Genomic DNA, 15,507 nt, shown 5'->3' with positions numbered 1-15,507 from the left:
AGGGTTCGGGCACAGGCCCTTTCTATCGTCTGGAATCGGCGGGGGTCAGGTCGATGCCCGCGGGTGGGCGTAGTCGACGCAAGGTTCCGTCCATGCTCGTGACGAACAGCGCCCAGCCGGCACCGTCGCGCGCGATTCGCACGGAGGTGGCGCCATCCGGTGGGTTGCGCATCGGGCCGGGTTTGATCAGGCCGGTGATGATGGTGCAGCCAGCGCCGGTGGCGGGGTCGATCTGATAGACCGCGCCTTGGATGTGGTCGGCGACGAACAACTGACCCGCGCGGGTCGCTTCCATATCGTCGAGCAGCGCGACCAGATCGGGAGCACCGGCGACGACCGTCGGGTTGCTGGGATCGTCGAGCGGGACACGGAAGACGCGCAGGGTCATATTGTCGGTGTAGATCGACTTCCCGTCGGGGGCGAGCGCCAACCCATTGGTCCAGGGCAGATCCGACCAGGTCTTGGTGTACTCCCCCGTCGATGGCCGATACCGCGAAATGCCGGTCGGTGGGCCATTGATGCCGATGGTGGCGAAAACGAGGTCGCCGTCCGGCAATTCGAGCAGGCCGTTCGGACCGTTCAGCTCGGTGAGCAGAATCGTCACCGCGCCGGTGTCTATGTCGTAGCGCCGCAGGGTTCCCGGCGCCTCCGCCAGACCGTCGCCGGTGACGAAGTACACGGACCGTCCGACGACCCGCACGCCTGCCGGGTGATCCAGGCCGGTGACCAGCTTCTCGAACTTGCCCGCGGCATCGATATGAGCCAGGTACCCGTCGAGGATTCCGGTGACATAGAAACCGCCGGACCCATCGGTATCGAGGTTCTCCAGATTGCCGACCCCGCTGACGATCGTCGAAACGTCCCACCCATCCGCGCACGATCCGGACGGCGTCTGCGCCCCAGCCGTCGCCGCGGACATGATGCCCGCCGTAATCGCCGCGGTCAGCAGCGTTGCCCTCAGTCGCCGACTCCGCGGCCGTCTTGCCATGCGGCACAACCTAACAGCCGCGCTTGAATGTCGCCCGGGGCGAACCGGCCGCCCCGGGCGACTCGACTCACGGAAGGAACAGCGTCCCGATCATGGTGAGGACCCCGGAGACGAACTGATCGACAATGCGAAGAACCATGACATCTCCTTAACTCGTACAGCGGGATTCAGCCCTCGACGGAAAGACACCGGCCGAGCACTGTGGGCGGCACCTATGTAGATAGGCGTCGATCGTTCTTCGTTGCCGTCCGGCTCGTGGATGGTTTCGAACGGGATCACCACCGCCAGCGCCGACCGCGATCGGAAAGTACCTGGTAGCGAATATCTTTCGTGAGACCGACGAGATCCAGCGCAAGCAGCAACACAAGCACCGTAAATATCCGCCGGAAAGTACAGCTCGTCATGGTGATGCCGTAGCGCCGGGCGAATGCGGTGAGTCGTGCGGCGACGGACAGCGGTCGTCCCACGACTTTGGGCACTTGTCCAGCCTGAGCCGGTTCGGCGGCGTATGCTGCACCTCGACGCACTTCTTACTCTGGAGTAAGATAGCCTTACTCAGGAGTAAGATAGCTGGGAAAAGACCTCACCCACCCACCCGAGAAAAACAGGTGATGATGAGCACTCGAGACAGCGCAACGAAGCGACGTCCAGACACGTCCGCGGTCGGCCTGAACCACCCCAAGCGGGACTGGATGGGCGCGGCAATGCGGGTGATGACGACCCTTACCGGGTCGGAGCTCGCCGAGAAGTACAACCTGCGCAAGCCGATCGAGCGGGTCACCTACGAAGGCACCAAGACCGGTTTTCGCACGCTCGGTGCCGCCACTCGCGCATTCGGCAAGGTCGCCGGCGGCGGTGCGCCGAAACGCCTGGCGGACAACGAGTCCAAGAACAAGGACTTCTTCGACCTGACCCCGAGCGACGAGCAGCAGATGATCGTCGAGACGGTGAAGGAATTCGCCGCCGAGATCCTGCGCCCGGCCGCCTACGAAGCCGACAATGCCGCCAAGGCCCCGCGCGACCTGCTCGAGCGCGCCGCCGAACTCGGCATCACCCTGATCAATGTGCCCGAGGAGCTGGAGGGCGCGGCCGCCGAGCGCGGCGCGGTCACCAACTCGCTGGTCGCCGAGGCGCTCGCGCACGGCGATATGGGTCTGGCCCTGCCGATTCTCGCGCCGAGCGGTGTCGCGGTCGCCCTGTCCCAGTGGGGCACCGACGCTCAGCAGCAGACCTACCTGCCCGCCTTCACCGGCGAGAATGTGCCGCAGGCCTCGGTGGTGATCAGCGAGCCGCGGGCGCTGTTCGACCCGTTCGCCCTGCAGACCAAGGCAACCCGCTCCCCGAGCGGTTACCGCCTCAACGGTGTGAAGAGCCTGGTCCCGGCCGCCGGTGATGCCGAGCTATTCATCGTGGCCGCCGAGCTCGACGGCCGCCCGGCCCTGTTCATCGTGCCGTCGGACAGCCAGGGTCTGGTCGTGGAGGCCGATCCGAGCATGGGTCTGCGCGCCGCCGGTCTCGGCCGTCTGCTGCTCAACGATGTCGCGGTCGGCACCGACGCGATCCTCGGTGACGGCGATGCCACCACCCGCGCCGAGGACTACGCCGACGCGGTGCGCCTGGCCAGGCTCGGCTGGGCCTCGCTGGCCATCGGTACCGGCCAGGCCGTACTCGACTACGTGATTCCGTATGTGAACGAGCGCGAGGCATTCGGCGAGCCGATCTCGCACCGCCAGGCGGTCGCGTTCATGGTCGCGAATATGGCGATCGAACTGGATGGCCTGCGCCTGGTGACGCTGCGGGGTGCGTCGCGCGCGGAGCAGGGCCTTTCCTACGGCCGCGAGGCGGCACTTGCCCGCAAGCTCGCCACCGACAAGGGCATGCAGATCGGCCTCGACGGTGTGCAGCTGCTCGGCGGCCACGGCTTCACCAAGGAACACCCGGTCGAGCGCTGGTACCGCGATCTGCGGGCCATCGGCGTCGCCGAAGGTGTCGTGCTCGTCTGACCGGCTGGGTCCTTACTTCCAGGAGACATCACCATGATCAATCTCGAACTCCCCAAGAAGCTGCGGGCCAGTGCCAACCAGGCCCATCAGGTCGCCCAGGAAATCTTCCGGCCGATCTCGCGCAAGTACGACCTCGCTGAGCACGACTACCCGGTCGAACTGGACACCATGGCCGCCATGGTCGAGGGTCTCGCCGACTCCGGCACCCAGAAGATCGGCGGTGCGGCCGGTGGCCGTTCCGACGGGGACGAGCACGCCACCGAGCTGCTCGGAAACACCAACGGCGGCAATATGTCCGCGCTGCTCAACGCGCTGGAGACCTCGTGGGGCGACGTCGGCCTGATGCTGTCGATCCCCTACCAGGGTCTGGGCAATGCGGCCATCGCGGCCGTCGCCACCGATGAGCAGCTGAAGCGCTTCGGCAAGGTGTGGGCCTCGATGGCCATCACCGAACCCTCCTTCGGCTCCGACTCGGCCGCCGTCACCACCACCGCTGTACTCGACGGCGACGAGTGGGTGCTCAACGGCGAGAAGATCTTTGTGACCGCGGGTCAGCGCTCCACCCACATCGTGGTGTGGGCTTCGGTGGACCGCAGCCTGGGCCGCGCGGCGATCAAGTCGTTCGTCGTGCCGCGCGACGCTCCCGGACTTTCGGTGGCCCGGCTCGAGCACAAGCTCGGCATCAAGGCCTCCGACACCGCCGTACTGCTGTTGCAGGACTGCCGGATTCCGAAGGACAACATCCTCGGCAGCCCGGAAGTCAACGTGGAGAAGGGGTTTGCCGGGGTCATGCAGACCTTCGACAACACCCGTCCCCTGGTCGCCGCGATGGCGGTCGGTGTCGCGCGGGCGGCGCTGGAGGAGTTGCGCGCCATCTTGAAGGACGCGGGCATCGAGCCGTCCTACGACATCCCGGCCAATAACCAGCCCGCGGCCGCCGCCGAATTCCTGCGGATGGAGGCCGATTACGAGGCCGCGTACCTGCTGTCGCTGCGCGCGGCGTGGATGGCGGACAATAAGAAGCCGAACTCGTTGGAGGCCTCGATGTCCAAGGCCAAGGCGGGCCGCACGGGCACCGACATCACCCTCAAGGCCGTGGAACTCGCGGGCACCATCGGCTACTCGCAGCGCACGCTGCTCGAAAAGTGGGGCCGTGACTCGAAAATCCTCGACATCTTCGAAGGCACCCAGCAGATCCAGCAGCTCATCGTCGCGCGCCGCATCCTCGGCAAGACCAGCGCCGAACTGAAGTGATGCCGAAATAGCAAGTGCTGCAAGGGAAACCGGTGCGCGTGATGCGCACCGGTTTCCTGTTTTCCGGGCCGTGGAGCACGGCTATGGCGCCGATGCGCCTCGGTCCCGCGATCGCGCTGGCGACACCCGCCGCAACCGGTGAAGTGACGCACGGTATCTTGGCGAGCTGAGATTCAGCGGACGAATTCCATCGAGCAGTACCAAGAACCGCAACAGGAGACTGGTTATGCACAAGCTGGGTTTGATACGTCGCTTCACCGCCGCGATCGCGGCAAGCACCGCATTCGTCGCCGTCTTCGCGGGTCATGCCGCGGCCGAGCCGGCGACGATCGATTGGACCGCGGCCACACAGCAATTGCGCCACGCCGCCAGCGGCAATCCCGCCGCCGAACAGGCCGTGGACCGGCTGCTGGCATCCGGGCAGGTCGCCACCAAGGTGGCATTGCCCGCACAGCCGTTCCAGATCCCGGCGCAATCCGATATCGGGCGCGGTGACGGGCCGGGCGTCTACGGGTCCGGCGTCGCCCTCGGTTATGACGGGTTCCGATTCGGATTCTTCGGCGGACCGGGCACGATCGCACCGGATCAGACGGGGGCCAAGCTCCAGATCCTGTGGATCAATCTGTCCAATGGTCGCAGCGGCACCGAGGTGCTTTCCGAGCACAATGACGCCACGGTCGACACAACCATCCGCACCCGCCCGCTCGACACCGGTGGCGGCCTCATCGTCGGCGCGGTCTACGGCACGCTGTGGCACCGCTGGCCCGTCCCGGTCAGCGACGCCCACCCGGACGGTTTCGAGTACAAACTCGCCACCATCTCGGTTCCGTCCTTCGGATCCATCTACAACTGACACCCCGCACCCAAGCCCGGCACGGACGCCCGTGCCGGGCTTTGTGCTGATCGCGGCGGGTCATCAAGATCAGGTGGAACTGCTGGCGGGAGCTTCTCGCGGTTTGCCGCCCATGATCATCTGTCCAGCCCACCTCCTCCGGGGTTGTGTGATGTGGGTCATAGCGCTGATACGGTTGGTGAGACAGGACGGTTGTTCAGATCGCTTGGGCGTGTGCCGATGCGAGTTGCTGTAGAGGTGGTCGACGATGAAGTTGGCGCATGCGCTGGAGGTTGCGAAGGCATTCGGGGTGCTGCGGGCGCGCGGGGTCAGCGATCCCAAGAAGCCGCTGGAAACCTTGCGGACCGTGCGGGAATCGAAGGTCTACGGACCGCAGGCCACCTTGATCCGGCATTCGGCCCGAGTCGTGCCCGATGCCCCCGCGCTGGTCGACGAGCGCGGCGAACTGACCTACCGGCAACTGGACGAGCAATCGACCGCCATCGCGCGCGGTCTGCGACAGGCGAATCTGACCGAGGGGTCCGTGATCGGTGTGCTGGCCCGCGATCATCGCGGCCTCATTCTGGCCATGGCCGCGGCGGGCAAGCTCGGCGTGCGGGTCGCGCTGATGAATACCGGCTTCGCCAAACCACAGTTCGCCGAGGTCTGCGAGCGCGAGAAGGTCAAGGCCGTCCTGCACGACAGCGAATTCCTCGGCCTGCTCGACGCACTGCCGCCGAATCTGCCGCGCTACCTGACCTGGGTCGATGAGGGCACCGAATTGCCCGAGGGCGCACAGACTCTCGATGATCTCATCGCCGCCAACTCGACCGCTGACCTGCCCGCACCGTCCAAGCCGGGCGGGTTCGTCATCCTCACCAGCGGCACCACCGGCCTGCCGAAGGGCGCACCGCGCAGCAAGGTGACCCCGCTGGCCACCGCGCAGATGGTGGATCGAATTCCGTTCCCGGTCAGGGGAACTCAGGTCATCGTGTCGCCGATCTTCCACAGCACCGGACTCGGCACCTACCTGGTCGCCTCGGCGATGAGCAATAAGGTGGTGGTGCGCCGCCGCTTCGACGCCGAGGCCACACTGAAGATGGTGGCCGATCACAAGGCCGAAATGCTGGTCGCGGTGCCGACCATGCTGCACCGGATGACCGAACTGGCACCGGAGATCCGCGCCGAATACGACACCACCTCGCTGAAATGCATTCTGCTCGCGGGGTCGGCGCTCTCGCCGGAGTTGTGCGTCAAGGCCACCCAGATCTTCGGCCCGGTCCTGTACAACCTCTACGGCTCGACCGAATGCGCCGTCGCGACCGTCGCGAACCCGGACGATCTGGCCATCGCACCCGGCACCGTCGGCCGCGCGCCGATCACCTGCGAGGTCCGGCTCTACGACGATAACGACAAGCGGGTCAACGCGATCAACACCACCGCGCGCATCTTCGTCCGCAGTGGTGCGCCGTTCGAGGGCTACACCGACGGCAGGCATAAGCAGATCATCGACGGCTATATGTCCAGCGGCGATGTCGGCCATTTCGACGAGCACGGCCTGCTGATGGTGGACGGCCGCGACGACGACATGATCGTCTCCGGCGGCGAGAACGTCTTCCCGCAGGAGGTGGAGAACCTGCTGCTGGAGCGGCCGGATGTGTTCGACGCGGCAGTCGTCGGCGTCGATGATGTGGAATTCGGCAAGCGACTGCGCGCCTTCGTGGTTCCCGAGGACGGCCATTCCCCAGACGGCGAGGAAATCAAGGCCTACGTCAAGGAGAATCTGGCCCGCTACAAGGTGCCGCGCGAGGTCGTCTTCCTCGACGATCTGCCCCGCAATACCACCGGCAAACTGCTGCGCCGGGTGCTGGTGGAGTACGAAGTCAAGGCTTAGACCTGGGCCCGTAGCCACGCCCACCGGGACAACTGAGATACGTGACACAGCGAGTCACAGATGCTTGCTATTGTTAGCGGCAGCACTGGATCCCGAAGTTGCGGTCCACACCACCCCCGGTCCCGGTGGGTGGACCGCGGAAGGCGTTGACGAATGTCCCTATCCCTGCCTGCGTTGAATGACTCCGTCCGGAAGGCGGGCGATTTCGCCCAAGGCGTGAATGTCATGGTCAAGCGGCGCTTGTTCAATCCGCTCCGACCCGATCACGCGGCACGGTCCGCGTTCAATGTGCTCAAATTCGGCCCGTTCGCCGGTGTCGTCATGCACGCGGCGCAGACCAGACCGGATGCGGCGGCCATTGTCGACGAGCGTGGCGAGGTGAGCTTCGGCCAGCTCAACGAGCAGTCCAGCGCCCTGGCCCGTGGGCTCGAAGCGAAGGGAATCAAGCCTGGTGACGTCGTCGCGCTGCTGGCGCGCGATCACCGCGGCATGGTGTTGAGCCTGCTCGCGACCGGCAAGCTCGGCGTGCGCACGGTGCTGATGAATACCGGCTTCGCGAAACCGCAGTTCGCCGATGTGGCCGCACGCGAGAACGTCAAGGCCGTACTGCACGACAGCGAATTCCTCGACCTGATGAGCGCGATCCCGGCCGAGATCCCCCGGGTGCTCACCTGGGTGGACGAGAAGGACAATGTCGATCCCTCGGTCCCGACCATCGAATCGCTGATCCAGGGCCGCTCCACCACGCCGATGCCCGCCCCCGCGAAGCCCGGCGGCATAATCATCCTGACCAGCGGCACCACCGGCACGCCGAAGGGTGCGCCGCGCGACCGGGTCAGTCCGTTCGCCTCGGCCCAGTTCGTCGATCGGGTGCCGCTGCCCAATGGCGGCACCATGATCATGGCCGCGCCGATCTTCCACGGCACCGGACTTTCCCAGTTCACCCTGGGGCTTGCCCTTGGCAACCGGGTGATCTTCCAGCAGCGCCGGTTCGATCCGGAGCAGACGCTCGCGAATATCCAGCGCTACCAGGCGGATTCGCTGGTCGTGGTGCCGACCATGCTGCAGCGCATCCTCGATCTCGGCGACGAGGTGCTGGCCAAGTACGACCCGCGCAGCATCAAGGTGATCTTCGCGGCGGGTTCGGCCATCGCACCCGATGTGGTCACCCGCACCCTCGACTACTTCGGCGACAGCCTCTACAACCTGTACGGCTCCACCGAATGCGCGGTCATGACCGTGGCGACCCCGGAGGATCTGCGCAAGGCGCCGACCACCGCGGGCAAGGCTCCGGTCGGCATCCGGATCGTGCTGCTGGACGAGAACCGCAAGCCGATCACCGAGCCGAATGTCACCGGAACCATCTTCGTGGACAACGGTTTCGCTTTCACCGGCTACACCGACGGCCGCACCAAGGAGATCGTGGACGGGATGATGTCCAGCGGTGACGTCGGGCATTTCGACGCCGACGGCCTGCTCTACATCGACGGCCGCGACGACGACATGATCGTCTCCGGCGGCGAGAACGTCTTCCCGCTCGAGGTGGAGAACCTGATCGCCGGCCGCGACGATATCTTCGAGGCCGCGGTGGTCGGCGTGGACGATCGCGAATTCGGAAAGCGTTTGCGCGCCTTCGTGGTTCCGGGTCCGGACTGCAAGCGCGACGCACAGGAGATCAAGGATTACGTCAAGGCGAATCTGGCGCGGTACAAGGTGCCGCGCGAGGTGATCTTCCTCGATGAGCTGCCGCGCAATGCGACCGGTAAGTTGCTGCGTAAGCCGTTGGTCGAGATGGAAATCGACGCGAACTGATTTCAGGCTGAGCCGCACACCTGCGAAATTCGGCAGGTGTGCGGCTTTTGCATTTCTTCGGAGCTGGAAACTCGGAGCGTCCCGACCGCCGATCGGGTGGGAATCGGCGGGCAATTCGTCGGATATCATCAGCGCGTGAGTATCGAGTTCGGCCCGGCCGCTGCGGGGCATCGCAGCGCCGTCGCGCGGGTGCGCGGCGCATGTGCCGGTTCGATCTCCGGTGCGATATCCGTTGCGGCACACGGGTGGGCGTCCGGCGGAATGCCGACGGACAGCACTACGCTCGCGCTGCTCGCCGCCGCCTCCGCGGTTGTCGGCGCGCTGGTCGCCGGACTCGCACCGCTGCGCGACACCTCGATCGGACTGATCTCCGCACTCGTCGCCGGTCAGCTGCTCGGACACAGCACCATGGGCTGGAGTTCGGGGCATATGCATCACGGCGACGCCCAGCTCACGCCCGGTATGGTCGCCGCGCACATCGTCGCGGCCGCGCTCGCGGCGGTGGTTATCCGGGGTGCGGAGGCCACGTATCGGATCGGTTGCGCGGTGCTGTCGAGGGTGCTGCCGATGCGGTATCACCCGCCCGCGACACCCGGGCCGCTGCCGCTGCGCGTGACGCATCGCGATCGGGTGATTCTGCGCATATTCGCCGCGGAATCGCTGCGCACACGCGGTCCGCCGCTGGCGTTCGGTCGCTGATTCTCCTTACCCGGTGCACGGGCCCTGCTCGTGCGTCGTCGTTTCCGCGCGACGTCTTTGCGAAGGCGTGATCTCACATGACCATGTGAGATCGATGGCCTTTGCCGGTCGGTATTGCCGCCGATCTCGGCTCGCTTGATTGTTGCGTCGTGCTTCACGTCCGGTACATGCCGGGATCCGCTGTCGTCACCAATTTCGGCGTTCGTCGCCATGACGGGCCGCCAGGGGGTTCCGCCGTTCACGGACGGTCGACGATGTTCCGGGTTCTTCCGAACTCCAGAAACGAAATAACCATGAGCATTACGGACATCAGTCCGCCGGATGCCGAATCATCGGCTCCGACAAAGGAAACACGGCCGCGCAATGGCCTCTATCCCCTCGCGATGCGCTTGCATTTCTATGCGGGCATCTTCGTCGCACCGTTCATCCTGATCGCCGCGGTCACGGGAGCGCTCTATGCCATCTCCCCGACCTTGGAATCGATTACCTCGCAGGATCTGTTGAAGGTCGAGGCGAATGGCGCGATGCGGCCGCTGTCCGAACAGGTCACCGCGGCCGTCGCCACCGAGCCGAATCTGAAGCTGGTCGCGGTGGCACCGGCACCCGAGGCGGATGACACCACCCGCGTGCTGTTCGACGACCCGTCCCTCGGCGAATCCGAACGGCGTGCGGTCTTCGTGAATCCGTATACCGCGCAGCCGGTCGGCAGCGATGTGGTCTACGGCAGTTCGGGCGCGCTCCCGATGCGCACCTGGATCGATAGACTGCACCGGGATCTGCACCTGGGCGAACCGGGACGTGTCTACAGCGAGCTCGCCGCGTCCTGGCTGTGGGTCGTGGCGCTGGCCGGTCTGGTGCTGTGGATCCGGCGGGTGCGCGGACGCCGTAACCGCAACTCCGCCGCCTGGCTGCTGGCACCGGACGGTTCCGAGAGGGGCCGCGTCCGTTCGATGAATCGGCATGGAGCCGTTGGCATTTGGATCATGCCGGTGATCCTTTTGCTGTCGGCTACCGGGATGACCTGGTCGACCTATGCTGGCGAGAACATCACCGAACTGCGCGAGCAGCTCAGCTGGACTACTCCCGCGGTGAGCACCGCACTGCCGGGTGCCGCCACTCAGGAACACGCCGGAGGCGAGCACCACGGCGGCGGCCATGCGGCCGGGCCGGTCGATGTCCCGACCCGGATCGCGCAGCTGGACGGGGTTTATGCGGCGGCCCTTGCCAATGGCATCACCCAGGGTGCCGAGATCGCCATTCCGGCCAAGCCCGGCAACGCATTCGCGGTGAAGGAACGGCGCATGCCCGGCACCTATACCGTCGACGCGGTCGCCGTCGACGGTGCGACCGGCACGGTCACCGACGAACTCGCCTACACCGACTGGCCGATCATGGCCAAGCTCACCAACTGGGGCATCCAATTCCACATGGGCCTGATGTTCGGGCTGCTCAACCAGTTGCTGCTGCTCGCGGTGATGATCGGGCTGATCGTGGTGCTCGTGCTCGGCTACCTGATGTGGTGGAAGCGGCGGCCGACCCGCGGCGCTTCGTGGTTCGCCTTCGGACGCGCACCGCGTCGCGGTGCATTGCGCCGGACCTCGCCGTGGCTAGCGGCTCCCATCGTGGCGGCCGCGCTGGTTGTGGGCTGGTTCGTGCCGCTGGTCGGGCTGAGCCTGCTCGCCTTCCTCACCGTCGACGTCATCGTCGGCCTGGTCGTGGGCAAGCGCGCCACGGCCTGATGCCGCCTGAAACTGCCGGGGCGTGAGGGGCTCCGGCAGTTACATCAGCCCCTAGCCCGGTTGTGGCGGCCTCGGTATCAGACATCGCGTCGAACCTGTCGTCAGCGTCCGCCACGCATGGATTGTTCCGCGTCGGCGGATGTCGTGGTTCAAATCCGGTGCAGCTCAGTGTGATCGGTGTTCTGCGTGCTGCACAGAACAATCGCCGGGGATCAATGCCCGTGACTACCCGACAACCGCCACAGAATTATTGCTGAAGGTTCGCTGAGGTTTCGAACTTCGGCTGATTCCGGGTGGATTCGGTGGTGGCTTGTGAATGTGTCGGTGGTGTGCGGCATCATCTGTGCACGCAGCCATCCACGAATACCGCTCGGAGTGCACCATGCCGTCCCCACGAACGAAACCACAGCCGTTGTCGGACACTGAGATTCAGCAGATCGCCACGGACATCGCTGGCGGTCGCCCGCCGATGGTGTGGTTCACCGCGGCCGCGGTGGGCGTGCCAGAGGGACGGTCCGGCAAGGTGGTCGAGATCGGTGATCGATCCGAGAGTGACTTCCTGCGGGTCAAGCCGACCGGATCGAAGGATGTACTGTCCTTTTCTCCGACCGAAGTCACGTTGACCAAGCCGCCGCGGGACAAGGCGGCAACCACGAGCTCTGCCCAGCCGAAGTCGACAACCAGGAAGGAATCCACTGTGACCCAGCCGTCGACCTTGACGAGCACCGCCACACCCGCCCCGAGCCCTACCCCGCCCGCCCCGGCCTCGAAACCCGCTGCCCCCGCGGCGGAACCGGCCAAATCCGCGACACCCGCGAACACCGCGAAGCCCGCGGCGAAGGCGCCCGCCGCACGGAGCAAGGCGAAGGCGCCCGAGGTCACGGTGACGCTCACCGGTACCGCGGACGGCGAATGGTCGGTCGATGTGGTCAGCGGCAAGAAGAAGACCGTGCGCGGTCTGCCGGTGACCAGCTCCGCGGTGGCGCAGGCGGCCAAGGTGCTGCATCCGGAGGTGGCCGAGGTGGTTGCCGGAATCCTGGAGGCGGCCCGGGTGGTCCAGGAGTCCAAGGTGCAGCAGTTACAGGCGGAGTTAGAGGAAGCGCGGCGACTGCTCGAGGAACTGTCCGACTAGGTCGCGATGCCTGGACCACACTGCTCGACGGATCAGACCGCAGAGCTCGATCGAACAGATTGTGGTGCTCGACAGCGCGCAGCGCTCGGCTGATCAGACCGCGGTGCTGGCGGACTTGCCGCTGGCATTGCGCGACCTGCCGCTCGGGCGCCAGATCCGGCGTCCCGAGTCGGCGCCGCTGTAGCGTGCGTCGGTGCTGCGCGGCTCCGCACCGTGGCGCAGATCGTCGTGGAAGGCGTAGCCGAGCGAGTACTCCTTCGCGTGGTACATCGCCGAATCCGCGTCCCGGATGAGGTCGTAGATGGTGTCGTCGGAGCTGCGCGGGCTGCCGCAGGCCAAGCCGACGCTCGCGGTGATCGGAATTTCGCCCGCGCTCAGCTCGAACGGCCGAACGAAGGCGCCGAGTAGTCGCTCCGCGAGCATGGCGGCCTCGTGTCGGTCCAGCGGTGCGAGCACCACGAATTCGTCGCCGCCGTAGCGGGCCACCACATCGTCGCGCCGGATGATGTGCCGGATCCGGGATGCCGCATTGGCGATCAGCTCGTCGCCGACCGCGTGGCCGTAGCTGTCGTTGACCATCTTGAAGCCGTCGAGATCGATGAACAACAGACACAGCGGCTGCTCGATCCAGTGCTCTCGATTGCGATTCAGCGAGCGCAGCAGCGCGGCCCGGTTCAGCAATCCGGTGAGCATGTCGTGATCGGCCTGGTATTGCGCACGCCGTTCACTGCGCGCACTGCGGACGATCGCGCGTTCGCTGCGCACCAGCACGCCGATGAGCAGCAGCGCACACAATGACGAGACCACCACCCGATCAAGAGTGTCCAGACTGGAGCCGACCACGGGGATCAGCGAGGCCATGATCAATGCGACCGCGATGAAGCTGGCCCGCTGCCGCGAATGGTGCGGGTGAATGTGCCGGGGCGCACCGAGACTCGCCATGGTCGGATGCAGTGCCGCGATGCCGACGATCGGATAGGCCACCAGCAGCGGCACCAGCAGCAACTCGTGCGCGACGGGTGCCCGACCGACGGCGTCGAGACTGTATCCGAAATCGCCGATCAGCACAGCGATCAACCCGACGTGCAGCAGGCGAAGTGAGGTCTCCGAACGAGTCGCGGACGCCATCGAATGCGCGACCAGGGTCAGCAGCAGAGCGTCGAGCACCGGATAGGTCGCGGCCACCAGGGTGTTCGCGGTGCTGCCGTGCGACTGCAGGATCGGTGAGATCAGAAAGGTCCACGAGGCGAGCAGTGCGCCGAGACCGATGAGCGCCGAGTCGAGCAGTAGATCGTAGTTGGGTCTGACCTGGCGTGGGCGCAACCACAGCGCCGCGGCCACCCCGGTGCCGAAATAGCCTGCGAGAGTGAACAGGTCGTCGATCGGATGCAGCCCGTGGCGGTCGGTCTCGCGGATGGCCGTGCCCGCGGCGAACAGCACGGCCGATGCCGAGAGCAGGTACCAGGGCAGCGGCCGCTCGGGGCGATATCGGCGCAGGCCGATGCAGATCATGGTGAGCGCGCCGAGCACCACGGCGGCCATGGTGAGCAGCGACAACGGCCGGACATCAATGCGTAGCAATACCCCGAGACCGACTGCGGTCAGCGCGAGAAGTACTGTGCACCATCGCATTTCGAGGCGGTGCCGAATGGTGGTCGACTGCTCTTCGCTGACGGTCATCAGCCCCCCTTGGTCGCTCCATCCCCAGTGAACCGAGCCGCGTAGTAGGTCTGCGAATCCTCCACCGCGACTTCGACGTCCGCCTCCTGCTCATCGAGCACCGCTCGAATGCTGTCGGCGAAGGAAAACCGAGTGTTGTTATACGAGCAGATGTCCCAACCGACCGCCGCGCGCTCGGCCACCAATACCTGGACAACTGATTTGATCATGGCATGGAACGCGGCCCCTTGTCGGGCACTTGGCGCAACAAGGGTGAAACCCGCGTAATAGATCGCATCGCGCGCCGCGTGTTCGGGATAGCGGGCGGCGAAATACTCCGGACTAATCCACGGGACGGTCTCGAGATGTTTGGTCAAAGTCGTCACCCCGATGGGTTCGCCGGTCGCGGTGCGCGCCACATGTTTGACGACCCGCGGGTCGATCATCTCCGCGCGGAATTCCGACCGGTGCAGCACCTGTCTGGCAATGGCCTTGGTGCGCAAGGGTCCGAAGGCCTCCTCGTACAGCAGGTGGAACATGTCGATCCGGTCGTCCGGAATGGTCGATTCGATGGTGACCGTGAGTTCGGGCAGTGTCGCCCGCCCCATCGAATCGCTGCGCAGTGCGGTCATGGTCGTCCCCACGGTGTCGTGTGGTACGCCGCGAGCACCAGCGCGCAGGTCGGCGTGCCATCGGAGCGGGCTTCGGTGGTGCACAGCTGGATCGGGCCGAAGCGCTCCGGCCGGTTCCGGGTCATATCGGTCAAACTCGCGCGAATCAGCGCCGCGACTTGCGCGGCCGTCTCGGCCTCGTGCTCGACGAAAAGTCCGGCGCCGGAACCGTCGTCGCGCAGCACCCAGCCGATGCCCGCGCCCGCGCGCTCGCCTACCGCATCCGCATGCTGTGCGGCGTAGACGCAGTAGAGACGATCGCCCCAGCGGATCGGCTTGCGGACGCGGCCGGTGCGGGCCAGGACGGCGCGCGGTGGGATGACCGATGACAGGCGGATCAAGTTGGCATCACCTACTCCCAGGTCACGCAGTGCCGCATCGAAGGCCGACATAGCAGTCGGGCCAACCCCCGTCGCCGCGCCGATCTCGATCGTCAGTGGAGCTCCGGAGTCACGCTGATCGCCGCGATCCGGCCTGCCCATGGGCGGGAGTAGTCGATCGATCCACTGCAGCCCGAGTAGGCCGCCGCGTGGGGTTGTCAGAATCATAATGCCCTCCCGAAACCATCGGCCGGATTTTTTAGGCCGGTATTGCGTCAAATTCGACTGTGCGTCAAGACGATCGATCACGCATCCGCGCGGGCCGAAAGACATGATCCGGCGCATGGCTCGTAGTGCATTACCGCTGGTAGTCGAGTGTCGGGCAGAGGTGCGAACGGACGGGCAGGCCCGGGTGGTCTCGCGGCAGCGGCCGGGCGAGACGGTGCTCGTCGCGGTGAGTGATCTTGCCGCCGAACGGGATCGGGTGCCCGGATGGTCGCGATA

Annotated in this window: 13 protein-coding genes; 8 read left to right on the top strand and 5 right to left on the bottom strand. The window is 65.9% G+C overall.

Annotated features, from left to right (window positions below):
• Positions 1-22 precede the first annotated feature (22 nt).
• Complete coding sequence (locus ACQP1T_RS08755) at positions 23-988, bottom strand: SMP-30/gluconolactonase/LRE family protein (protein ID WP_433759436.1); 966 nt, start codon at positions 986-988, stop codon at positions 23-25.
• Between the two features lie 275 nt (positions 989-1,263).
• Positions 1,264-1,467, bottom strand: a complete 204-nt coding sequence (locus ACQP1T_RS08750; RefSeq protein WP_433759435.1) for a hypothetical protein — start codon at positions 1,465-1,467, stop codon at positions 1,264-1,266.
• Between the two features lie 129 nt (positions 1,468-1,596).
• Between ACQP1T_RS08750 and ACQP1T_RS08745 the strand changes: the two genes are divergently transcribed.
• From ACQP1T_RS08745 to ACQP1T_RS08710, 8 genes are all read left to right on the top strand, one after another.
• The gene (locus ACQP1T_RS08745; protein ID WP_433759434.1) at positions 1,597-2,991 is read left to right on the top strand and encodes an acyl-CoA dehydrogenase family protein; all 1,395 of its coding nucleotides are present in this window, start codon (positions 1,597-1,599) and stop codon (positions 2,989-2,991) included.
• Between the two features lie 33 nt (positions 2,992-3,024).
• Positions 3,025-4,245: an acyl-CoA dehydrogenase family protein gene (locus ACQP1T_RS08740; RefSeq protein ID WP_433759433.1), complete on the top strand. Its 1,221-nt coding sequence runs from the start codon at positions 3,025-3,027 to the stop codon at positions 4,243-4,245.
• Between the two features lie 226 nt (positions 4,246-4,471).
• Positions 4,472-5,098: a hypothetical protein gene (locus tag ACQP1T_RS08735; RefSeq protein ID WP_433759432.1), complete on the top strand. Its 627-nt coding sequence runs from the start codon at positions 4,472-4,474 to the stop codon at positions 5,096-5,098.
• Positions 5,099-5,345: 247 nt separating this feature from the next.
• Entirely contained in the window at positions 5,346-6,971 is a 1,626-nt protein-coding gene (locus ACQP1T_RS08730; RefSeq protein WP_433759431.1) for an acyl-CoA synthetase, read from the top strand.
• 153 nt (positions 6,972-7,124) lie between these two features.
• Positions 7,125-8,783, top strand: a complete 1,659-nt coding sequence (locus ACQP1T_RS08725; RefSeq protein WP_433759430.1) for an acyl-CoA synthetase — start codon at positions 7,125-7,127, stop codon at positions 8,781-8,783.
• A gap of 135 nt (positions 8,784-8,918) precedes the next feature.
• Positions 8,919-9,482 carry a hypothetical protein gene (locus ACQP1T_RS08720; protein WP_433759429.1) on the top strand — a complete coding sequence of 188 codons (564 nt, stop codon included), beginning with the start codon at positions 8,919-8,921 and terminating at the stop codon, positions 9,480-9,482.
• A 293-nt stretch (positions 9,483-9,775) separates the two neighbouring features.
• On the top strand, positions 9,776-11,221 hold the full coding sequence (locus tag ACQP1T_RS08715) for a PepSY-associated TM helix domain-containing protein (protein WP_433759428.1): 1,446 nt from the start codon (positions 9,776-9,778) through the stop codon (positions 11,219-11,221).
• A 316-nt stretch (positions 11,222-11,537) separates the two neighbouring features.
• Positions 11,538-12,353, top strand: a complete 816-nt coding sequence (locus tag ACQP1T_RS08710; protein WP_433759427.1) for a DUF6319 family protein — start codon at positions 11,538-11,540, stop codon at positions 12,351-12,353.
• 93 nt (positions 12,354-12,446) lie between these two features.
• Here the strand turns inward: ACQP1T_RS08710 and ACQP1T_RS08705 are convergent, their stop codons facing one another.
• Genes ACQP1T_RS08705 through ACQP1T_RS08695 form a run of 3 tightly spaced genes read right to left on the bottom strand, consistent with a single transcriptional unit; the run spans position 12,447 to position 15,231 of the window.
• Positions 12,447-14,033, bottom strand: coding sequence for a diguanylate cyclase domain-containing protein (locus tag ACQP1T_RS08705; protein WP_433759426.1), 1,587 nt, complete (start codon positions 14,031-14,033; stop codon positions 12,447-12,449).
• Complete coding sequence (locus ACQP1T_RS08700) at positions 14,033-14,644, bottom strand: hypothetical protein (RefSeq protein WP_062984573.1); 612 nt, start codon at positions 14,642-14,644, stop codon at positions 14,033-14,035. The genes ACQP1T_RS08705 and ACQP1T_RS08700 overlap by 1 nt, the downstream gene beginning before the upstream one ends.
• Entirely contained in the window at positions 14,641-15,231 is a 591-nt protein-coding gene (locus tag ACQP1T_RS08695; protein WP_433759425.1) for a pyruvoyl-dependent arginine decarboxylase, read from the bottom strand. The genes ACQP1T_RS08700 and ACQP1T_RS08695 overlap by 4 nt, the downstream gene beginning before the upstream one ends.
• Positions 15,232-15,507: the final 276 nt, after the last annotated feature.

It is taken from the genome of Nocardia sp. CA-135398, assembly GCF_050955845.1.
In the GTDB taxonomy this organism is placed as follows: Bacteria; Actinomycetota; Actinomycetes; order Mycobacteriales; family Mycobacteriaceae; genus Nocardia.
Note: the sequence above shows the minus strand (reverse complement) of the source record. Positions and strands in the feature narration are given on the sequence as shown.

Coding starts and splice junctions, on each gene's coding strand:
- ACQP1T_RS08700 (WP_062984573.1), bottom strand. CDS start 14,644: ATGACCGCACTGCGCAGCGATTCGATGGGGCGGGCGACACTGCCCGAA.
- ACQP1T_RS08695 (WP_433759425.1), bottom strand. CDS start 15,231: ATGATTCTGACAACCCCACGCGGCGGCCTACTCGGGCTGCAGTGGATC.
- ACQP1T_RS08705 (WP_433759426.1), bottom strand. CDS start 14,033: ATGACCGTCAGCGAAGAGCAGTCGACCACCATTCGGCACCGCCTCGAA.
- ACQP1T_RS08755 (WP_433759436.1), bottom strand. CDS start 988: ATGGCAAGACGGCCGCGGAGTCGGCGACTGAGGGCAACGCTGCTGACC.
- ACQP1T_RS08730 (WP_433759431.1), top strand. CDS start 5,346: ATGAAGTTGGCGCATGCGCTGGAGGTTGCGAAGGCATTCGGGGTGCTG.
- ACQP1T_RS08710 (WP_433759427.1), top strand. CDS start 11,538: ATGTGTCGGTGGTGTGCGGCATCATCTGTGCACGCAGCCATCCACGAA.
- ACQP1T_RS08725 (WP_433759430.1), top strand. CDS start 7,125: ATGTCCCTATCCCTGCCTGCGTTGAATGACTCCGTCCGGAAGGCGGGC.
- ACQP1T_RS08740 (WP_433759433.1), top strand. CDS start 3,025: ATGATCAATCTCGAACTCCCCAAGAAGCTGCGGGCCAGTGCCAACCAG.
- ACQP1T_RS08715 (WP_433759428.1), top strand. CDS start 9,776: ATGAGCATTACGGACATCAGTCCGCCGGATGCCGAATCATCGGCTCCG.
- ACQP1T_RS08735 (WP_433759432.1), top strand. CDS start 4,472: ATGCACAAGCTGGGTTTGATACGTCGCTTCACCGCCGCGATCGCGGCA.